The organism is Bartonella machadoae, from assembly GCF_022559585.1.
In the GTDB taxonomy this organism is placed as follows: Bacteria; Pseudomonadota; Alphaproteobacteria; order Rhizobiales; family Rhizobiaceae; genus Bartonella; species Bartonella machadoae.
Map to the genome: position 1 here is coordinate 748,897 of NZ_CP087114.1, position 23,691 is coordinate 772,587.

10 protein-coding genes and 3 pseudogenes are annotated in these 23,691 nt (G+C 37.0%); 3 read left to right on the forward strand and 10 right to left on the reverse strand.

Annotated features, from left to right (window positions below; genetic code table 11):
• Window positions 1-1,271: 1,271 nt before the first annotated feature.
• The 5 genes and pseudogenes from LNM86_RS03545 to LNM86_RS03565 form a co-directional block, all read right to left on the reverse strand.
• On the reverse strand, window positions 1,272-6,239 hold the full coding sequence (locus tag LNM86_RS03545; protein ID WP_241438466.1) for a DEAD/DEAH box helicase: 4,968 nt from the start codon (window positions 6,237-6,239) through the stop codon (window positions 1,272-1,274).
• Window positions 6,240-6,799: 560 nt separating this feature from the next.
• Window positions 6,800-8,400 (reverse strand): annotated as a pseudogene (locus LNM86_RS12940) (YfjI family protein).
• Window positions 8,401-8,473: 73 nt separating this feature from the next.
• A pseudogene (locus LNM86_RS12945) lies at window positions 8,474-8,813 on the reverse strand (DUF7146 domain-containing protein); the annotation flags it as partial.
• A gap of 99 nt (window positions 8,814-8,912) precedes the next feature.
• Window positions 8,913-9,119 (reverse strand): helix-turn-helix transcriptional regulator, encoded by a 207-nt coding sequence (locus tag LNM86_RS03560; RefSeq protein ID WP_241437373.1) that lies wholly within the window; start codon window positions 9,117-9,119, stop codon window positions 8,913-8,915.
• A 218-nt stretch (window positions 9,120-9,337) separates the two neighbouring features.
• Window positions 9,338-10,504, reverse strand: a complete 1,167-nt coding sequence (locus LNM86_RS03565) for a tyrosine-type recombinase/integrase (RefSeq protein ID WP_241437374.1) — start codon at window positions 10,502-10,504, stop codon at window positions 9,338-9,340.
• Between the two features lie 195 nt (window positions 10,505-10,699).
• Between LNM86_RS03565 and LNM86_RS03570 the strand changes: the two genes are divergently transcribed.
• The 3 genes and pseudogenes from LNM86_RS03570 to LNM86_RS03580 all read left to right on the forward strand — a co-directional run.
• Entirely contained in the window at window positions 10,700-11,227 is a 528-nt protein-coding gene (locus LNM86_RS03570; protein WP_241438467.1) for a hypothetical protein, read from the forward strand.
• A 642-nt stretch (window positions 11,228-11,869) separates the two neighbouring features.
• Entirely contained in the window at window positions 11,870-12,202 is a 333-nt protein-coding gene (locus LNM86_RS03575; RefSeq protein WP_241438468.1) for a hypothetical protein, read from the forward strand.
• A pseudogene (locus LNM86_RS03580) lies at window positions 12,183-12,944 on the forward strand (phage terminase large subunit); the annotation flags it as partial. The gene LNM86_RS03575 and the pseudogene LNM86_RS03580, both read left to right, overlap by 20 nt.
• A gap of 784 nt (window positions 12,945-13,728) precedes the next feature.
• Here LNM86_RS03580 and LNM86_RS03585 read toward each other — a convergent pair.
• The 5 genes from LNM86_RS03585 to LNM86_RS03605 form a co-directional block, all read right to left on the reverse strand.
• A complete protein-coding gene (locus LNM86_RS03585) occupies window positions 13,729-14,508 on the reverse strand; it encodes a hypothetical protein (RefSeq protein ID WP_241438903.1) in 780 nt (259 codons plus the stop codon).
• 79 nt (window positions 14,509-14,587) lie between these two features.
• Entirely contained in the window at window positions 14,588-15,085 is a 498-nt protein-coding gene (locus LNM86_RS03590) for a hypothetical protein (RefSeq protein ID WP_241438469.1), read from the reverse strand.
• A gap of 88 nt (window positions 15,086-15,173) precedes the next feature.
• The gene (locus LNM86_RS12830) at window positions 15,174-16,349 is read right to left on the reverse strand and encodes an LbetaH domain-containing protein (protein ID WP_308219227.1); all 1,176 of its coding nucleotides are present in this window, start codon (window positions 16,347-16,349) and stop codon (window positions 15,174-15,176) included.
• 81 nt (window positions 16,350-16,430) lie between these two features.
• Complete coding sequence (locus LNM86_RS03600; RefSeq protein ID WP_241438470.1) at window positions 16,431-17,165, reverse strand: hypothetical protein; 735 nt, start codon at window positions 17,163-17,165, stop codon at window positions 16,431-16,433.
• 1,421 nt (window positions 17,166-18,586) lie between these two features.
• On the reverse strand, window positions 18,587-23,554 hold the full coding sequence (locus tag LNM86_RS03605; protein ID WP_241438471.1) for a DEAD/DEAH box helicase: 4,968 nt from the start codon (window positions 23,552-23,554) through the stop codon (window positions 18,587-18,589).
• Between the last annotated feature and the right edge of the window lie 137 nt (window positions 23,555-23,691).

A 23,691-nucleotide genomic window follows, 5' to 3' on the forward strand; every position in this document is an offset into this window, starting at 1 on the left:
AGCATAAAAGAAAGTCAGTTCTCAAAAAGATGGGAAAGATTGTTTCGTAATCCATCCGCTAGTTGTTAGTGTTTTCATCACTTGAGTATTTATATAACAAAATACATATTTATTGTCAACTATCTTTTATTATTTTTTGTGTTTTTTATAATTATTTTTTATGCCATTGTGTATAAATATGCGTCATATTCTTATAAATATTTTCTGTTTTATTGACTCTATTTGACTCTATATTACACAATTGCGTTATTTTTCTCTTTTAAACATCATAATAACTAAAAACGCTCTCATAATGCCTATTTTTAACTTTATAACGCATCATTATTTTTATGAGATAATTTGTGAATATTTTTGTGAATTTTTTATAAGAGGTTTGTAATTTAAACAGCTTTATAGAGACCGCGTCTTTATAATCAGCGCTTTTGATTCAAATCTATTGTTTTGATTCATTCTCTATAGCCACCGCATCATTTTCATAAAACAAGGATAATATGATCATGCGGTTTTGATTTGTTATAAAAACATTTTGAATTCTTATATCCTTATCAAAATACCTTTTTATGGGCTTTTGTCTCTTGTCAGTGATTAGCAGTCATTTTACCCCCTCATTTTTAAAAAAACTTTTCGATAAAAGTAAAAAACATTATATTTCAATATGTTAGTAAGTTTTGAGAAAAAAACCATCCCAATAAGATGATTTATATAGACAATTAATGAGATAAGTTGATTAAAACTTGTCAGTATCTGTCAAAAAATTGAACTGACACCATTTATGATTTTAATGAATGATTAAACCATGTTTTATGAGAGGGAATATAGCTCTTTAAATGCCTCTCAAAAGACCGTTTGTAATTATGAGATATGTTATAAAGAGTAACTTATAGATTTAAAGAGGGTTTTGAGTTTTGAAACTTTGTGTTTTAAAGAAAAAAATACTAAAAAGACAAAAAACAATCTCTCTTGATAAATACAACCTATTCATACGCATAATTCTCTTTAAAGAGAACTTAAGAGATATGAAAGGCATCATTTGAGATTGCGAGTTAATCTTTTAAAGGCAATGTAAAAAAATCTCATTCTATTTAAGATGGGATTTCTTAAAAGCCTTAAAGCAATCCAAATAAGAGTGTCTAAAAGTGCAAGGCTTCTCTTTTTAGAATTGCGCATAGTAAATCATTCCTTTTAAGATTATAGGTAAGCAACCTAATAAGAGAGTATAGATTATGGTTATAAGATCTATACCCCTTATGAGATTGGCATGCTTCATAAATCTATTCAGTTTCTCTTAATTCCAAATTTGGCAGGTTTTTAACAATCTTCATTGTTTCTAAACTTACGGTAATAACCCTTTGGAACAATTCCAATGGATAAGCAGGGTTGCCAATGGTCTCAACCGCATAGCGATTGGCATCATTAACAATGCCACTCTTTTTATCAGTTTTTACACATTGCCGCCCCATAACCCATTCAAGAGCGGGTTTACCATTCACGATATACTCATAAGCTTCCTTAGGTATATCTGTTATGATGATATTGCTATTATAAATAACTGTAGACTTATCCTTTTCCTTACTATTTTTGATTTTTGCGAATTTCATTTCTGTAACGTAATAAAATTTCTCAGGATTAGAGATCTCTGTAAGTTTTGGATTGCCTTTTTTAAAGGTCACTGGATAAGGGGCCACCGTTTCATAATTAACGTGCAAATTACCTAATTCACGACCCGCATTAACAAATGCCCAGAAATCCTCAGCACTTTTTACGCAAGGGATGCGAGGCAATTCTTTAGAGAGATTATCAGCATAGCGAGCACGGTAATCTTCTGAATGCAAAAGACCGTAAACATAATAGAAGAGATCATCCTTAGTTATGGTCTCATTAGGATAAGCAGCTTTAAAATGTGCTAAACCTTCATCAGTAATGGCATCACGGCGTTGTAAATCAGCAGCTTTGGTTTCTTCTGTAGAATTTGCAAATAAATGAGATTGTTTCTTATCATGGTCATCTATTGAAGAGTCAACATCTTCGTAAATATAGCGTGGAAAGCATTGGTTTTTTTCTATTAAATCATGATTAGGCAAAGCATTACTCATCAAAACAGAAAAGCTTTTTTTCCCTCCTATGCCTGTAACTTGTATTACCTTGTTTTCAACTGCTTCTCCTATAGAGAATATACGCAGCATTTGGTAAACACCATCATTAAAGTCCCGATTATAATAAAGCCACTGTCGTGTGAAAGGACGGTACAAGCTTGTGGTAAGACAATTTTCCTTAAAATTGAAAACCTTTCCTTTTATTAAATATTGTTTGAGATTATAACTCCAACTTATTTTTTTCTCATCCGAACTAACAAAATCATTTATAACCTTTGCACGTGTTTTAGAGTCAGCATGTGGATAGGTCTCGTTAAAACGTTCTACTTCACTATTATAGAAGGCAATCATATTATGCATATTTTTTGCTAAAATCTTATGACTTGAGTTATATGCCCATGCATCACGATTGCTCTTAAGACCACAGGAATAAGTCTCAAAAAGTTTTTTATCATGACCTTCCTTAACACCCATGGCTAAAAACGCTTTAAAACTTTCATCACGTTGATTTATCCAATCACCATGCTTGTCTGGTGTAATAATTTTCCAACCGTGTTCACTCCGTGTAATACCCTCAATACTACCAAAGGTTTCGATTATTGTGAGTTTTTTTTCTCTTGTGAGATAATCACCAATATCACGAAAATATATTTTACCACGCTGTTTGGATTCTGGATTTTTTACAAGAATAGAGATGGCAATGGGAGCCCGAGATCCTTCTCCAAAAATGCCACCACTTTCTTTCTTACGTTGTTCTCCAGAAGTCCGAGCATTTCCCCGTAAATGGAAAATATAAAGGCTGCTAAATTCCTCAACGAGGCATTTACGTAGACCATCCATAGAATTTGCATCTATAAAACTTGCATTGGTAACAAAACCAATAACACCACAGTCTTTTATACGGTCACTAGCCCAACGAATAGCTCGAATATAACTGTCATATAGTGCTCGTATATTCGTTACTTCCGATTGAACGGCATAAGTCTCACTGATACGTTTATCTAAGAGTGGATAAGGAGTGTTTTTTGCATTGTCATTTTCGCTTTTTTGCCCCACGGAATAAGGAGGATTACCAAAGATAACTTCAATATTGAGTTTTTTCTGAAGTTCCAAATAGGCACTGTTTTCCTCTAATAAACCCTTCATCAGATCTTGTTTTTCAACCATCTGAAACGTATCGGTTAAACCAATATGCTTAAAGGGGATATAACCTCCTTTCATAAGACTATGATAGGTCGATTCAATATTAATCGCTGCTATGTAATAAGCTAAAAGGACAATCTCATTGGCATGGATATCATGACGGAACTTATATTCCATATCCTCTGGTTTTATCAGATCAGATTGCAAAAGCCTTGTGATAAAGGTACCTGTTCCCGTAAAGGGGTCAAGAATAGAAACACCCCGTGAACCTAAGCTCTTGCCAAATTCTTTGCGTAAAACATCATTAACCGAATGAATAATAAAATCGACAACCTCAACAGGGGTGTAAACAATACCTAATTTTTCTACCGTACGCGGAAATGCCTTGGCAAAGAAACTTTCATAAAGAGTGATGATGAGGTTTTGTCTTGCTTGCGGAGTGGTAATCCCAGAAGCACGTAATTTTACACTATCATAGAATTCTTTAAGGTCCTTTGACTCTTCTTCAATATTTGTCTTATCTAATTCCTTTAAGATCTTTTCCATCGCTTGCGAGATGGTATTGTTTTGGACAAATTGATTGCCATCAAACAAAGCTTCAAACACAGGACGCGTCACAAGATGCTGTGCAAGCATCTCAACCGCTTCCTCTTGTTTAATATCACTGTTTAAATTGTTTTTTAGTTCGAGATAAAAGCTCTCAAAAGCATGGCGTGCTTCGCTTGTCTCATCAGCAAGCATGTTTTGCAGACGATTGATATGGTTTTGTGCAATCTCAGCAACATTACCAGCCCAGTTTTCCCAATAATCGGTAATGGCAAATTTCTTCGCAAGGAGTGTTTTAAGGGCATGGGGAAATTCAAAACAAAAGGAGTAGTTTCTGTTTACTTTATAGCTCTGATGAGGTTCATAAGCTGGTTTTCCAATTTCCAGTCCCATACTTTCTGATTTCTCATAGATTGAGATTTTATCCTCAACCGCAGTCATACTGTCTAAGGCAAGAATCTCTAGGGTATGACTTACATCTTGCCCTAAAATCATCTGGTTGAGGGTTATCTCAAAATTCTCATCATGGGCAAGTAAGGCATTGATGACTTGCCAGACAACCTTGTATCTCTTGTTGTGTCTTAGAGCCTGTTCCGCAGAAATCCCCGCAGGAACGCCAACCGGTAGAATGATATAGCCTCTCTTTTTGCCCTTGGCACGGCGCATGATACGTCCCACCGCTTGTATCACATCCACATGACTTTTGCGCGGGTGTAAAAACATCACCGCATCAAGAGCAGGAACATCCACACCTTCAGAGAGACAACGGACATTGCTTAAGACACGACAAACATTTTCCCCCGCATCTTCTCTTAGCCAATCAAGAGCTTCATTGCGTTTTTTAGCACTTTGAGTTCCGTCAATATGGTTGAAGGTACAATCAAGAGGAGGTGTCTCTTTACGGTTCTCATAAAGAACACGCAATCTTTCCTTAGTTTTTTCAGAATTAAAGGCTCTACAGATACTTTCAGAGGTTTTAATATCTTTACAAAAAGCCAAAGCCCTCCGCATGGGGTTAGGGTCATCACTTAAATCAACCTTCAAATCGATTTTACTGAGAGCTTGATAACAGCCTACAAGCTTGGTTTCATCATCAAGAGTAAGTTCATAACTATTATCAGTCATCAGATGTTGAATGGATTGAGCCACGACTTCTTCATTCACACCTAAGACAATAATCTTATAAGGTGCTAACAGGTCATTCTGAACGGCTTTTGAGAAGGTATAGGTATAAAGGGTTTTTCCATAGAGCTCTTCATCATCCATAGATGCTAACACAGCATTAATCTCATTGGCTTGTTTCTTGGCATTATCCGTAAAGATCTTTGGAGTTGCGGTCATGTAGAGACGTTTTTTGCCCTGAACAATGCTGTTATCATGAACCTTAACAAACTCTGATTCACTGTTGTCTGTACCCAATACAGCGCCCGTTGTCCTATGGGCTTCATCGCAAATGATTAGATCAAATTCAGGTAAATCATAGTTCTTTTGTGCATCGGATATCACTTGGATGGAATGATAAGTCGAAAACACCACAGTCATCACATCAGATGAAATTTTATTGGCTTTGCTAGCAAGCTCTTTTGCATCTGTTGTAGCAGGTAGGACAAGATCAGATGCGTTAAAATCAGCAGCATCCTCTTGGTTTTTACGCCGCTTGCCAACTTGTGTATCAGAACACACCGCAAAGGAACGCAACGGAACTTGTGTATCGCTTGTCCATTCTCTGATGGTTTGTGACATAAGAGCAAGAGAAGGTACCAAAAACAAAACCCGCTTGCCTTGACCAGCAAGAGTTTCTGCTATCTTAAGACTTGTGAAAGTTTTACCTGTTCCACAAGCCATAATCAGCTTGCCACGGTCTGCTTCTTTTAAACCCTCACAAACAGCGTCCAGTGCTTCTATCTGATGATCTAAAAGCTTTTTCTTCTTTTGCTCTTTAAGAACAACATCCCCTTTTTCTTCAAAGGCACTCCAATCGATTTGACTTTTTTCGAGATCAAACAGATTAATCTGTTGAATGCGGATTTCTTGTCCTTCACAGGTATGAGAAGCATTATCACTCCAATCACTTTCAGTGCTGTCAATAAGAATGCGACGAGAGAAGATCTTTTTTCCAGAGGCAGCGATAAAACTATCAATATCTTCTTTTTTAATGCAATGAGAGGCGTCATAGCATTTGCATTGGATAGCAGCATAGCTTTCCTGATCACGGATTTTAGCGACCAAATCAATTCCAATATCACGACCATCTTCACCACGCTCTTTAGCCCAATCGCAATAGGTTTGAACCTTTTCGTATTCTTGACATTGCAGCGGGTCATGGGTCAAATAAACCATGACAAGGTTTTCGAAAAGAGTACCTAACTCACGAGGAGATTGTGCTTTATTACGATAAGACTGTAAGAGAGCGCGTAAAGAAGATTGTTTATTATCAGAATTGATGGTTTGAGACATTATTCAATAAACTCCATTGCCTTATGAGACTCAAAAAATCACAATGGCGTTTCATAAATACATTTAGAACAAATATCGAGTACCCAATAAACCAAAATGGCGCGAAAACCTATCAAATGCGTCAAAAAAATTTAACAAGTTGCAATTATAAACAGCCTATAAACAGCAAAGTAGTAAAATTTACTATTCGTTTTTGTGTTAATAAAAACAAATTCGATATGTATTTTAAGAGATCAAAATAAATAGTTTGAAGTGTTTTATGATCACAAAAATCATAAATGGTGTCAGTTCAATTTTTAGACAAATACAGACAAGTTTTGATCAATTATTCCCATTAATTGTCTATATAAATCATCTTATTAGCATTGAATATTTCTCAAAACACACTAACATATTGAAATATAATGTTTTTTATTTTTATCGAAAAGTTTTTTTAAAAATGAGGGGGTAAATCAACCGACAACGACTGACAAGAATATGACCTGAGTTATGACTATCCATTCAGATCATATCTTTCTCTTTTGCCAGCACTCTTTAAAATCATCTTCTGTTCATTCGCTTTATTGCCTTGCATTCTCGTTTTTTACCAAAGGATGCCATTCATAATAGGTACTCGATTTACTTGTCTGATGGGTTATAAACTTTTTGCGAATGTGGTTTGTATGGCATAAAACATCTAAAGCTTGTTTGACCGCTTCCTTGTCCTTTAAATGCGTCCAGCAGCGTCTGTAGATATCACGAGCAGTAAAAACCTCAGGTAAGCATTCACAGCGCTCTATAATCAAATTTGCACGCTCTTTTATCAGTATATCCGCAGCAGCATAAAGCCTTTTTACATGACTTAACAGATAGTTTGACCAACGCAAGGCTGTTGAGAGAGAAGGCAAAGTGATCTCAAAACGCCCATCCTCAACAAGTTCGATAATGAGGGCAAGGCTTGCTATGGTTTTTGGCATTTTTAAAAGATGCGCTTGGTAAGAGACAGAAACTTTGCTTTCCTTGATTTCTTTATGATGATTTTCCCACCATTCACGAAACAATTCTTGAGCATTAGCAGCAAAGCGCATGATCCGTGGGTGCTTAGGTGATCCCAAGGGTTTGTCATAAAAAGAACGAAGCACCTTTTCATATTCTTGATAGGCTTCTTGATTGGGATTTTTATCTTTCCATTCCCACTCTTGGTTTTCATCCGGCCACACCATCATTTGAAACCGTTGCAATAAACCATCATCTCCTTTCCCAGACAGCATTGCCTGAAGTAGGGGCATTATCCTTAAGGGTTGAATCCCTCCAATGATAGAAAGCGTTGCATTGGGAATATGAAGGGTTCACGTCCAATACGGTCATAGGTGAATTGACCATCCCCATTAAAGGTTTCCAAATAAAAAGCCCGCTCCGATTGATATTCAACCCGCTCCATATTTGCTAAAAAACCAGAAAGTTCATCACGAACTAACAGTAACCCACGTGGATTTTCTTTGAGTAATTCTCCTAGCTTTTCGACCGTTGTGTCATTGACAATAAAACGTGAATTTTCCTCATCCTGCTGGTTATCTTTGGTTATGTTTTCAGCTAAAATAGAACGGGCAGCTTGGGTATCTCCATTCTTTAAAGCTTTTCCGGCTTGTTTATTCTTTTGTTTTTGGTTTATCGCCTCAAGAGCCTGTTCAATCTCTGCTTGTTTATTCTTTTGTTGGTAAGCTTGCAAAGCTTCTGTTTGAAGATCAGCAAGGGGTTGAAGAGCGGTTTTCAAAGCCGGTGTTTTTCGTGTAGAAGGGTTACCAATAATAGCCCCCCATAGATTAGGAACAATGTACCAATTATCATGCTGTTTTGGAGCAATGCGCACGCCATTGCCAATCAGAGCAGCTAAAGCACAGATAGCAGAGACAGCCACAAAATCGAGAGGCGATTGTTGACGGTCAGCAATATCGTAAACATATCTGCTTAGTCTATAAGGCATTTGTAAAATATTAAAAGGCTCGACCGGTAAAAGAGCGGTGTTAATCGGTTTTAATTCGCCCCATCCCATTTGTTGCAAAGCCTGTTCATAAGGGATGGCTTGTAAACAGGGATGCTCCTTTAAAGAGACAGGATTGTTATCGTTATCAGTATTATTTACAGAGCTATTTTCGTTGTTATCAAGACTATGTTTTGTCATTGTTTTTCACTTTCATAATTTAATAATAAAATGTTGAAGTCAGAGCCATGGGGGGCTTGCATCATCAAGACTTCAAAGCCTTGGCGATAAGCACGGGCAGCAAGCATCCATTGTCTTGTAAAAAGGTTCTATGGATTGCAAAGGAGCCACCACCCTCAACTAAAGCCACCAACGCGGGGATGGTTTTGCCAGAGGGATGGGGGCAGTTGCTATGAAAGCGTAAACTAGGGAGGCAAGTTACAAGTGATACCACGCTTGCGTAAATGAAGCTCTGCTATGGTCTCTTTAAAAGAACATAGAGATAAACTAGGCACTTGATCATCATGGGCAGGGCAGCGGGCTAGTCCATAAGCACTATGCCAGACACCCCGCAAGGCATTTGTAATGCCCCGAGCATTTATAAAATGATACATTTTTCGCATCCTTAGACGTTGCGTCACAGGACGGTTTTTGCTATTTTCTTATCGGTTCATAAGAGAAAGCCTTGTCCGTCCTTACGTGACAAGGTTTTTTTATGCCACATCACTGAGATGTTGACGTTGCGTTTTGGCTTTTTCAATCACATTCAACAGATCCGATTTTAACCAACGCGATAAAGAACCAAATTTTAAGGGCTTTGGTAAAGATCCATTGGTGACATGGCGACGAAATGTTGAAACGCTTATATGCAATAATTGTGCACTTTCACGGTCTGTAAGAAGAACATCATTTTCAGTCATAACTAAATCCTTTCAATCTAAAAAGAGCAACAAATCATAAGTATTTATTAACCATATTTTATTGAGATTTGAAAGTAAGTTTAATCATAAAAAACAGTACTTTATGATGTATTTTCTCATTTGATAATTTATGAGTCTTATTGAAACGGAATGAGAGAACGAAGAGAGAAAGTTATCCACAGATAATGGAATAAAAATGGGGTACAAGCCCCCATCTTTTAAGATTTGCTCGTGACATAAGCCGCCCATTTATCCATATAAACACGGCGCTGTTCTAAATAATCAGTACGACGATAAGCACGTTCTACTTTACCCCCGACGGTATGACTTAGAATGGTTTCTGCGACCTCAAAAGGGGCATCGGTTGTTTCAGCTAACCAATCGCGTAAACTAGAGCGAAAACCATGGGGACAAGCATCAAGTCCAGTTTGTTTCATATATTTTGACATGCAAGTATCAGCAAGGGGACCACGACCTTTTGCAGAAAAGAAGAAATCATTACGAGACAGCAAACGCGCTTGTTTCAAAATTTCCAATGCTTCTGTTGATAAAGGTACGCGAAACTCTGTTGTAGTATCAAGCCTTCCTTTCATATTTTCAGCAGGGATGGTCCATATATCATCTTCAACTTGATCTTTATGGATATGACGCAAAGGATAGGTACGAACACCTGTAAGAATAAGTAAACGCAAAGCTAGATGTGTCATGGTTGTTGTTTCGCAAAGTGTTTTGTAAAAAGCCGGTATATCTTTCCAATCCATTGCAGGTCTATTTTGCGTTTTATGGCGTTGTTTTCCTAGGAGCGCGCGTGCTTTTTCTGTAGCCTGTAAATCAACATCCAAACCCAAGGCAGCAGCATGTTTGAAACAAATATTGAGGCGATTAAGAGCCTGTATAGCTGTTCCAGCTTTTGTATGCCAGATGGGAGCAAGCGTATTGCGTATATCGGTTTGTGTAATTTCTGAAACCGGCATACAACCTAATTTAGGGAGGATATGAAGTTTTAAAGGTGAAAACCACTCACCATTTTTACCATCTCCTTTTAATTCTGCTTTGCGACTTTCAAAAGCATCCAAAGCAATATCTTTTAGATAATGAAGATTACGCATTGCCTCACGTTTTTGCTTTTCACGTTCTTTAATGGGGTCACGACCTTCTTGTAAAACAGAACGCCACTCAGTTGCCAATTCACGTGCTTTTTTTAAAGAGACATTTCTTAAAGCACCCAATCCCATTTCACGACGCCGCCCGTGGATGGTATAACGTAAAAGCCATTGAGCACCCCCATCTTTACGCTTATGAAGTAATAAGCCAGCACCATCATTATATTTGCCAGCCCCCAATGTTGCGACAGCCCTTGCATTAAGACGATTCATTAAAGGCATTTTTGCTCCTTTCTAAACTGTTTTTTACCCACACACCAACCCCACTTATGACGTGCAAATAAGTGACTTTAATTGATTGAACATAATATGATTTGAATTGAGAGAATCTTACAATATTCGGGGGTCTCATTCAATATGCAAAACAGTAAATTATCATTATAAATCAATACGTTGTCTTAATGAGAAGGCGGTGTTGTGAAAAGAACTAAAAAAAGGGGACGCCCCAGAAAATTAGGGCAGTTAAGAGAGCCAAATGGACGCATTTCAAGAGCAAAAACACCGCGTGAACCTGTTGATCACTTGGCACTAACAACACGTGCTAAGCGCTTTGGTTTAACGCTACAAGAGGCAAAAAATCCACTTTCTGGCACCTATATCGGGCGGCTTTGTTTGCAAGGCGTGTTGACTCAAGAGCAGTATGACGCCGCACAGCAATATCTCCAGATAAGAAACGACTATCTTTGTGCAAAAGGCTTGCCAAACGCTATTTATGATGATGTGTCTACAAGTTCAGACCAAAAGAGTCTTGAACAATGGGTTGAAAAAGCAACCCATCACTATCAAGCCGTGCAAGAGGTCATAAAAGAAGCGCAATGCCTTTATAGGCAGTACAACCTTTACGCAGCAATGCAATATCTTGTTATAGAAGATCAAATGCTACCGCATCTCGTGAGTTCATTGCGTATCGCTCTTAATGCGCTTCAGAAACATTTTGATCGTTAGACAATTCTCCAAATAAACTTGATCAACGCTATCAACGCTATTAAACTCAAGAGGAACGCTATAATTAGTCCTAAATATTTCATTATACCAATAAACATTGCCACTCCTAAAATTGCTATTAGTATTATTGGATTAATTACACCAAACGACGCTATAGCTGTTAAGAATACTGTTATGAAATGACAGTACAAAAGCGCATTAAATGTGTTGTCAATATTTTCAGCTTTTAAACTTAGATCTCCCATTTCTTTAAGTGCCCCTATATAACCCACATGCGATAATAATGCTACACCTATTGGTATAGCTAATCTGTCTTGGTGTACGTGGTCTAATCCGAAGGGATTGAAAGCCAGTATCATCAAGCAAATTATAAAAGATAATGGCAGGCATAAAATTAGTGTAAATAGTTGTTTTTTCGAGATCATTGAAATTTCAATCTTATAATCAATTTAAATTTTACCTTTCCTCTATAATTGATTCCCTTTGAATATATCAATATGTGTTATTTTATTGTTGACAATGTGTTGCAAATCGTATTTAATGACAAATGCGGCACTGGTCGTATTGTATCTAGACGAAGGGCAGTGCAGTGAGGAAATCCCCGCATTTGCGGGGTTTTTTATTATCGGGAGGGAGTATTTTATGACATCAGAAAATACAGAGCCAACTCCAGCAGTCAAAAGAAAATGGATACCACCTAGAGCTGGGATAGGGCGTGTTAAAGGCGTTCCCAATAAAATGACCCGCATTTTAAAAGAGGCAGTGGTGAGGGCTGCTGAAAATGCCGGCAATAAAATAGGCAATGAGGGTTTAATCTCTTATTTGGAAAAGCAAGCAATGGATTGCCCCGCTGCTTATTTAGCACTGCTTGGCAAGGTGTTGCCTTTACAGGTTACTGGTGAGGACGGCGGAGCAGTAAAGATCATAGGGCGTGTTGAAATCGCTCCTTTAATCGATGACGATAAGACAGATTAAGATAGTACCAAAACTGATACCAATCTTTTCAGGCACGGCAGCAGTGCGTGCGGCTTGGGGAGGGCGGGGTTCAGGCAAGACAAGATCATTTGCCTTGATGGCGGCTTTAAAGGGCTATCAATTTGGTATGGGAGGGATATCGGGGACTATCCTTTGTGCACGTCAATTTCAGAATTCGCTCGCAGAAAGTTCTTTGGAGGAGATCAAACGCGCTATTGAAGCCCATGATTTCTTAAAGGACTATTATAAGGTTGGGGAGTCTTCAATTAAGTCTCGTGATGGTCGTATCGCCTTTCAGTTTTCAGGTCTTGACCGTAATATAGCAAGCATTAAGTCGATGGGGCGTATTTTGCTTTGTTGGGTTGATGAAGCAGAGCCTGTTACGGAAACGGCTTGGCAAACGCTAATACCGACTTTACGTGAGGAAGGTGAGGGATGGCGTGCAGAGTTATGGGTTACATGGAATCCATTGCGTGAGAATGCTCCTGTTGAGAAGCGGTTTCGCTTTTCTGATAATGAGGCAATTAAGCGTGTTGAGATTAACTGGTCAGATAATCCAAAGTTTCCAAAGATTTTGAATGAAGCGCGGTTGGATGATCTAAGAAATCGTCCAGAGAGCTATAAGCATATTTGGGAAGGGAATTATCTCAAAGCCGTTCAGGGCGCTTACTTTCAAAAAGAGATGTTGGCAGCCGAGCAGGAGGGGCGAATAGGGCGTGTTTCTCGTGACCCTTTGATGCAAAATAAGATATTGTAACAAAAAATACAATAAAGTCAATAGCTTGAGTGTAATTATTTTATTTGAATCCCCATAAGAATCCATACTTTTATGCACGATTCAATTGAACATTTTTTACAAACAATAGCCATCTATAAACAGAGCATAAAAAGCAAGTCATGATGCCAATATTATAACAGATGAGAGCATTCAAATGAAATGCAAAGCAGTTATCATTCATAACAGGTCATAAATTTTACAAGACGTTTTTATCATAATAAATCGCATTGTTAAAACTATATGCTTTTAATGATAGAATGCAAAACACGTTTCAAAAGCTGTTTTGATAATACGGTTAAAGTAATAAATGCAATTTGAATTGAGTGATTAAGGACTCCTCAAAAATGAAGGCATCTTTTTTCATAAGCAGAGAGAAGTTGAGAGTTGATATAACTTTACAAAGCGTTTTGAGAAGGTGCTTTCTTACAAATTAACCGCTTTAAAAATGAGGGCATTGTTATGAATAGGTTTTAAACCATCACAAAGCTAATAGGCTTTTAAATGTGATAATCTAAAAGAACGCTTTCATAATCATTCCTTTATATTATTTTGGATAAGTTTTTATAAAGCGAATACAAAGCTTGCAATATAATACATTTTGTATATAGCCACTTGCTATCAATTTCTTTTATAGAGTTCCTTAATATATTCATTCATAAAGCCGCGTCACGTAAAAATGGCACGGCTTTCTTTTTTGCACTCTTGTCTTTTGAAATGGCATGAAACCAACGCCCCCCGCATTTGGTATTTATTCTTCAGTATCAACAATCTCGATAAGAATATCGCTCTTATTAACCTCCTTATTTTTTGGAACCTCTCTTATCTCACTTTTTCGATTCAGTTTTGCACGCCCACAAGCACGACCAAAGACCTTGATAGTATGAGAAACCTGAGCTTTTCCATAAACAGAGCCATAAATTTGTGCACAGCCACTCACTTTTGCATAATCATAAACCTTGCCATAAATCTTTGCACGGCTATTAACAACAGCATAGCCATAAACATGCGCAGTGCTAAAAAGACAAGCAGAGCCTAACACCCTAGCGTTGCCATAAAGCCTTGCATATTCAAAAAGATAACTATTATGAAAAAGATGCGCATTGCCATAAACATGGGCTTCAATTGAAACGCGACTATTGCCATAGACACGAGCCTTGCCATAAACATAGCCAGCCACATGCGCACTATCATAAACAAATGCATTGTCATAAATTTTTGCATATTGAGAAATAAATACCTTATCATGCACCTGAGCATTGCCATAGACAAGACCACAAATTTGCGCATTGCCTCGTATTTTTGCATTGTCATAAACACGGGCATGTTTATAAACCAATGCATCATCATAAACCCAGCAAAGACCGTTATGAGAAAGATTTTCTTCCTTTTCAATAAAACCGCCCAGTTGACCAGCCTTGACATCAGAAAAGCTTTTTAAAGCCTGAATGCGATAAAGCGTTGTAATTTTTTGTGTAATTTTATCTTTCAGTTGTTTTGTTTCATTAGTTAGTTTGTATTTTTTGGACATCATAAGACCCCTCACAATCTCTCTTGTGAAAAAAGTTGCATGGAAAATATTGGAAAAATGGAGTGACCGCCGCGGCGCTCTAAATGTTTAAAAAGGCTTTATTACGCAGCCAGATGATTTTTATTTCATTATTGGAAAGCAATTCGATATAAGACCTTGTTTCAATATCATCACGAGTCTTTTCTAAAATCATAACAATGCCGTGACTATGAGCATTCTCATAAATATGAACATGATTGACGATACGGGCGTGATCATAAATTTGTGCATTGCCATAGACATGGGCATGGTCATAAATGATCGATTTACCAAGAACGATTGCATTGCCATAGACATAACCAGCAATAATAGCGTTATGATAGACCCTAGCATTCTCATAAACACGACCGGAGTTTAAAACCAGAGCATTACCATAAACCCAGCAATTGCCATCATGAGAAAGGTTACTCTCATCTTCGATAAAGCCGCCCAGTTGACCAGCCTTGACATCAGAAAAGCTTTTTAAAGCCTGAATGCGATAAAGTATGTGATTAGCAAAGAGACGCGTTTCATTTGTAAGTGCAAATTTCTTTTGCATAGGAACAATCCTTATAGAATATGAGATTTGAAATGAAAGATTTGGAAAGCAGGCGCCCCCGCAACGCCTGTTATTTACGTTGCTTTATTTATGGTTTTGTTATTTTACCAATATCTTCATAAATTTTTTGATTGCCATTAACCACGGCATTGCCTGAAATTTTTATTAAATAACAAACATATGCGTTATTATCAATGAAAGCATCATCATAAACACGAGCATACCAATCAATACGAGCAGAACCTGAGATTTTTGCATTTCCATAAATAAAACCACTCACATACGCATTATGAGAAATTTTTGCATTCTCATAAATTTTTGCCTCATAAAGGATATTGGCTTTATTACAAACCATGGCATTGCCATAAACTTGACCACGCACTATAGCATTGTCATAAATTTGCGCATTGTCATAAACATGGGCATTGCCTCCAAAAACCCATGCCTTATCACGAACCACGGCATTGCCATAAACACAAGCATTTCTATTAATAAGGGCATTGCCATATATTTTTGCATTTTCATACACACGGGCATCACGAGAAACGGTAGCATTATCATAAACCCAGCAATTGCCATCATGGGATAAATTGCTTTCATTTTCGATAAAACCACCCAATTGACCAGCCTTGACATCATCAAAATCTCTTAATGCGCGAATGCGGTGTAAAGTAACCCCATCACGAATGCAGCTTTCATTTGTTAATTCATATTTTTTTGTTATGGGTAAATCAACACAAACATTGTCACAAGGTTTAGATACACAGGAGAGCTTTGTATTGCCTTCAATACGGGTATACCAACTCACAAAGGCATTACCATAAACTTTTGCCTTATCTCTTATAACAGCCTTATCACATACAGCAGCATTCTCAAAAACATGGGCATATTTGTAAACAAAAGCATCCCCATAAACCAAGGCATTATCATAAATTTTTGCATTGTCATAAATACTTGCAAAATCAAAAACTTTAGCATTGTCACAGACCGTTGCATTATCGAAAACACTAGCATAATTGAAAATTTTCGCATTATCAGAAACATGGGCATTATTATACACACATGCCTCGTTACCAACCCAGCAATTGCCATCATGAGAGAGGTTATCTTCGTTTTCAATAAAGCCACCTAACTCTCCAATTTTAATATCATCAAAGTCTCTTAAAGCCCGAATGCGATAAAGGGTGCTATTAGCACATACACGGGTTTCATTTGTTAATTCATATTTTTTGGATACAATTTTAGATACATTTATAGTGGTCATAGGTAAGTTCCCAATCTTAATAATCAATAAAATTTGAATGAAGTCTAGAGAGGGGCGCCCCCGCCGCACCCGCGGTGTTATTTATGCAGCTTGATTTTCATCTTCAGAATTGCAATCATATTCGTAATCATCATCATAACCATAATCATCATAATATTCGTGACGATAGTAATCATCTTCACTACCCAATTCGGGATATGCCTCGTCCCAAATATGATCATCAGAAGTTAAAGAGGCGGCACTATGTACATAAGAATTGCCTGAGATAAGAGCCCCACAAACCACGGCATCATCAAAGACACGGGAATCATCACAAATGTGAGAAGCGCCACTTATTTTTGCATTGCCACCGACATGGGCATTATCACATATGACAGCATCATCAGAAACATGGGCATAATTCGTTACAGAGGCGTTATCATAAATTTTTGCATTCCCTTCAATTGCAACAGCATTTTGCACATGGGCATTGCCATAAAGTTTTGCATTGCCTTTTATTGTACGACCTTCGAAAATCGCATTTCCATAAATTTTTGCCTTGCCATAAACGTCGACAAAATAACCTTTTATTTTTGCATTTCCAAAAACACGAGCCTTTTCAAAGACACGAGCCTGATCATAAACCCAGCAGTCCCCATCATGAGAGAGGTTACTTTCCTTTTCGATATACCCCCCAAGGTCACCTTTTTTGACATCAGCAAAGTCTTTTAAAGCACGTATACGGTATAATAAGTGACCATTGACGCATTGCATATCATATGTGAATTCATATTTTTTGGATGAGATAACGGGGGTGTTTTTAACTGTAGATTTCATAATTAAATCCTTACTGATTAGATGTTTTTCATTAACAACCCTATAAGGGCATCGGGTGTTGAAAAACACGGCAGTAAGTCCGTTGCTTACACTTTTCCCTAATAAGGGTATTGTATGGTGTAAGCACACCCGACAGAATCTTAATATACTAACAAGAGCATAAAAGACAGCCAGTTTTTAAAAAGTATGGAAAAGATCTTACGTGATCCATTCGCTTACTGTTTCAGTGTTTTTCAATCACTTGAGTATTTATATAACAAAATACGTATTTATTGTCAACTATCTTTTATTATTTTTTGTGTTTTTTATAATTATTTTTTATACCATTATGTATAAATATGCGTCATATGCTTATGAATATTTTCTGTTTTATTGCATCTATTTGACTCTATATTACGCAATTGCGTTATTTTTCTCTTTTAAACATCATAATAACTAAAAACGCTCTCATAATGCCTATTTTTAACTTTATAACGCATCATTATTTTTATGAGATAATTTGTGAATATTTTTGTGAATTTTTTATAAGAGGTTTGTAATTTAAACAGCTTTATAGAGACCGCGTCTTTATAATCAGCGCTTTTGATTCAAATCTATTGTTTTGATTCATTCTCTATAGCCACCGCATCATTTTCATAAAACAAGGATAATATGATCATGCGGTTTTGATTTGTTATAAAAACATTTTGAATTCTTATATCATTATCAAAATACCTTTTTATGGGCTTTTGTCTCTTGTCAGTGATTAGCAGTTATTTTACCCCCTCATTTTTAAAAAAACTTTTCGATAAAAGTAAAAAACATTATATTTCAATATGTTAGTAAGTTTTGAGAAAAAAACCATCCCAATAAGATGATTTATATAGACAATTAATGATATCAATTGAATAAAACCTGTCAGTATCTGTCTAAAAATTGAACAGACAGCATTTATGATTTTAATGAATAATTAAATCATGTTTTATGAGAGGGTATATAATCCTTTAAAGCCTTTCAAAAGACAAGAAATGGTTATGAAGCATGTTATAAAGAGTAACTTATCAATTTGAATGGGGTTTTGAGTTTTGAAACTTTGTGTTGTAAAGAAAAAAACACTAAAAAGATAAAAAACATTATATTCCAATATATTAAGTCTTATCAATTGTTCAAAAAACAATCTCTATTGATAAAGACAACCTATTCATACGCATAATTCTCTTTAAAGAGAACTTAAGAGATATGAAAGGCATCATTTGAGATTGCGATATAATCTTTTAAAGGCAATATGAGAGTGTCTAAAAGTGCAAGGCTTCTCTTTTTAGAATAGCGCATGGTAAATCATTCCTTTTAAGATTGTACATAAGCAAGCTAATAAGAGAATATAGATGATGATTATAAGATCTATACCCTTATGAGATTGGCATGCTTCATAAGTCTTAAGTCTATTCAGTTTCTCTTAATTCTAGATTTGGTAGTTTCTTAACAATCTTCATTGTTTCTAAACTTACCGTAATAACCCTTTGGAATAATTCCAATGGATAAGCAGGGTTTCCAACGGTCTCAATAGCATAGCGATTGGCATCATTAACAATGCCACTCTTTTTATCAGCCTTTACACATTGACGCCCCATAACCCATTCAAGAGCAGATTTACCATTCACGATATACTCATAAGCTTCCTTAGGTATATCTGTTATCGTGATATTGCTATTGTAAATAACAGTAGTTTTATCCTTTTCCTTACTATTCTTGATTTTTGCAAATTTCATTTCTGTAACGTAATAAAATTTCTCAGGATTAGAGATATCTGTAAGTTTTGGATTGCCTTTTTTAAAGGTCACAGGATAAGGCTCTACCGTTTCATAATTGACGTGTAAATTGCCTAATTCACGACCCGCATTAACGAATGCCCAGAAATCTTCAGCGCTCTTTACGCAAGGGATGCGAGGGAGTTCTTTCACTAAATTATCAGCATAGCGAGCACGGTAATCTTCTGAATGCAAGAGACCGTAAACATAATAGAAGATATCATCTTTAGTGATGTTCTCATTAGGATAAGCTGTTTTAAAATGTGCTAGTCCCTCATCAGTAATGGCATCATGGCGTTGTAAATCAGCAGCTTTGGTTTCTTCTGTAGAATTTGTAAATAAATGAGTTTGTTTTTTGTTTTTATCTTTTAAAACCGTAACATCTTCATAAATATAGCGTGGAAAGCATTGGCTAGTATCTATTGCATAGTAATCAGGTAAATTTTGACTCATCAAAACAGAAAAGCCACTTCGTGCTCCTAAACCTGTAACTTGTATCACCTTATTATCAACGGCTTTTCCTATCGGGAATATACGCGGCATTTGATAAACCATTTCATTGAAAGTACGATTATAATAAAGCCATTGTCGTGTAAAAGGACGATACGAACTTTGTGTGAGATCTACTTCTTCAAATTCAAAAACTTTTCCTTTTACCAACTCTTGTTTCAGTGCACGACTCCAACTAATTTTTTTTGCATCCGAATTAACAAAATTGTTTATAGCATTGATACGTGTTCTACGGTCAGAATGTATATAGGTTTTATTAAAACGTTTTACTTCGCTATTATAGAACGTAATCGTATTCTTCATATTGTTTGCTAAAGATTCACGACTTGAGTTATATACCCACGCATCACGATTGGTTTTTAGACCACAAGAATAAGTCTCAAAGAGCTTTTTATCATGCCCCTTTTTAACACCTATAGCTAGGAATGTTTTAAAACTGTCATCACGTTGATTTATCCAATCTCCGTGTTCGTCTGGTGTAATGATTTTCCATTCTTGTTTTTGCGTAATACCACCAATGCTACCAAAGGACTTGAGTACAGACAGTTTCTTTTCTGTCGTAAGATTATTACCAATATCATGATAGTAAATTTTGCAATCTCCAGAAACATTGGGATTTTTGATAAATAATGTTACGGCAATACCGGTCATACTACCATTACCAAAAACATTTTCGCCTTCTTGAGCTCGACCACCGCTTAACATGTTTTTGCGAATATCTCCTCGTAAATTAAGCACATAAATACTGGTAAATTCCTTGGTTAAAGATTGTCGCAAGGTATTCATTGTTAACTTTTCCATATAACCAGAACCAGAAACAAAACCGATAACCCCAGCATTATCAATACGGTCACTTGCCCAGCGAATGGCACGAATATAACTATCATAAAGCGCCCGTATATTAGTTGCTTTTGAGTGAGCAGCATAGGTTTCACGAATACGGTTATCTAAAAGTGGATAAGGAGTGTTCTTGGCATTATCATTCTCATTCTTTTGCCCTACGGAATAAGGAGGATTGCCAAAGATAACTTCAATATTCAGATTTTTCTGAAGTTCTAAATAGGCGCTGTTTTCCTCTAGTAAACCCTTCATCAGATCTTGCTTTTCAACCATCTGAAACGTATCGGTTAAACCAATATGCTTAAAGGGAATATAATCTCCTTTCATAAGACTATGATAAGTCGATTCAATATTAATGGCAGCAATATAATAAGCTAAAAGAACAATCTCATTGGCATGGATATCATGACGGAATTTATATTCCATATCCTCTGGTTTTATCAGATCAGATTGCAAAAGCCTTGTGATAAAGGTACCTGTTCCCGTAAAGGGGTCAAGGATAGAAACACCCCGTGAACCCAAGCTCTTGCCAAATTCCTTGCGTAAAACATCATCAACCGAATGAATAATAAAATCCACAACCTCAACAGGGGTATAAACAATGCCAAGCCTATCCGTTATCTTTTTGAACGCCTTGGCAAAGAAACTTTCATAAAGAGTGATGATGAGGTTTTGTCTTGCTTGCGGGGTCGTAATCCCAGAGGCACGTAATTTTACACTGTCATAGAATTCTTTAAGATCCTTCGACTCTTCTTCAATATTTGTCTTGTCTAATTCCTTTAAGATCTTTTCCATTGCTTGCGAGATGGCATTATTTTGGACAAATTGATTGCCATCAAACAAAGCTTCAAACACAGGACGCGTGACAAGATGCTGCGCGAGCATCTCAACAGCTTCCTCTTGCTTGATATCACTGTTTAAGTTGTTTTGTAATTCCTCGTGAAACGCATGAAAGGCATGAAAGGCTTCACTCTTTTCATCAGCAAGCATGTTTTGCAGGCGATTGATATGATTTTGCGCAATCTCAGCAACATTGCCAGCCCAGTTTTCCCAATAATCCGTAATGGCAAATTTCTTCGTTAAAAGGGTTATCAGAGCATTACGGAACTCTTTAAAAAAGGGTAATCTTGTTTGTACTCCAACACTTTGAGCAGGTTCATAGGCGGGTTTTCCTATCTTTAATCCCACACTTTCTGATTTTTCATAGAGTGAGATTTTATCCTCAACCGCAGTCATACTGTCTAAGGCAAGAATCTCTAGGGTATGACTTACATCTTGTCCTAAAATCATCTGGTTCAGGGTTATCTCAAAATTCTCATCATGGGCAAGTAAGGCATTGATTACTTGCCAGACAACCTTGTATCTCTTGTTGTGTCTTAAAGCCTGTTCAGCAGAAATCCTCGCAGGGACGCCAACCGGTAGAATGATATAGCCTCTTTTTTTGCCTTTGGCACGGCGCATGATACGTCCCACCGCTTGTATCACATCGACGTGACTTTTGCGCGGGTGTAAAAACATCACCGCATCAAGAGCAGGAACATCCACACCTTCAGAAAGACAACGAACATTGCTTAACACACGGCAGGTATTTCCCCCCGCATCTTCCTTTAACCAATCAAGGACTTGATTACGTTTTTTTGCACTTTGTTTTCCGTCAATATGTTCAAACTTACAATGAAGAGGGGAGGTCTTTTTATAGCTTTCATAAAGAGTCCGTAATTCATCCTGAATTTCTTCAGAATTGAAGGTATCACGAATGCGTTCAGAGGTTTTAATATCTTTACAAAAAGCCAAAGCCCTCCGCATGGGGTTAGGGTCATCACTTAAATCAACCTTCAAATCGATTTTACTGAGAGCTTGATAACAGCCTACAATCTTGGTCTTATCATCAAGAATAAGTTCATAATTATCATCGGTCATAAGATGTTGAATGGATTGAGCGACTGCTTCTTCATTCACACCCAAGACAATAATCTTATAAGGTGCTAAAAGATCATTCTGAACGGCTTTTGAGAAGGTATAAGTGTAAAGGGTTTTTCCATAGAGCTCTTCATCATCCATAGAAGCCAGCACGGCATTAATCTCATTGGCTTGTTTCTTGGCATTATCCGTAAAGATCTTTGGAGTTGCGGTCATGTAGAGACGTTTTTTGCCCTGAACAATGCTGTTATCATGAACCTTAACAAACTCTGATTCACTGTTGTCTGTACCCAATACAGCGCCCGTTGTCCTATGGGCTTCATCGCAAATGATTAGATCAAATTCAGGTAAATCATAGTTCTTTTGTGCATCGGATATCACTTGGATGGAATGATAAGTCGAAAACACCACAGTCATCACATCAGATGAAATTTTATTGGCTTTGCTAGCAAGCTCTTTTGCATCTGTTGTAGCAGGTAGGACAAGATCAGATGCGTTAAAATCAGCAGCATCCTCTTGGTTTTTACGCCGCTTGCCAACTTGTGTATCAGAACACACAGCAAAGGAACGCAACGGAACTTGTGTATCGCTTGTCCATTCTCTGATGGTTTGTGACATAAGAGCAAGAGAAGGTACCAAAAACAAAACACGCTTGCCTTGACCAGCAAGAGTTTCTGCTATCTTAAGACTTGTAAATGTTTTACCTGTTCCACAAGCCATAATCAGCTTGCCACGGTCTGCTTCTTTTAAACCCTCACAAACAGCGTCCAGTGCTTCTATCTGATGATCTAAAAGCTTTTTCTTCTTTTGCTCTTTAAGAACAACATCCCCTTTTTCTTCAAAGGCACTCCAATCGATTTGACTGTTTTCGAGATCAAACAGATTAATCTGTTGAATACGGATTTCTTGTCCTTCACAGGTATGAGAAGCATTATCACTCCAATCACTTTCAGTGCTGTCAATAAGAATGCGACGGGAGAAGATCTTTTTTCCAGAGGCAGCAATAAAGCTATCAATATCTTCTTTTTTAATGCAATAAGAGGCGTCATAGCATTTGCATTGGATGGCAGCATAGCTTTCTTGATCACGGATTTTAGCAACCAAATCAATTCCAATATCACGACCATCTTCATCACGCTCTTTAGCCCAATCGCAATAGGTTTGAACCTTTTCGTATTCTTGGCATTGCAGCGGGTCATGGGTCAAATAAGCCATGACAAGGTTTTCGAAAAGAGTTCCTAATTCACGGGGCGATTGTGCTTTATTACGATAAGACTGTAAGAGAGCGCGTAAAGAGGATTGTTTATTATCAAAATTGAGGGTTTGAGACATTATTCAATAAACTCCATTGCCTTATGACATTGACTCATTAACATCGTAAGAATCGTAATGGCGTTTTATAAATACATTTAGAACAAATATCGAGTACCCAATAAACCAAAATGGCGCGAAAACCTATCAATTCCCTC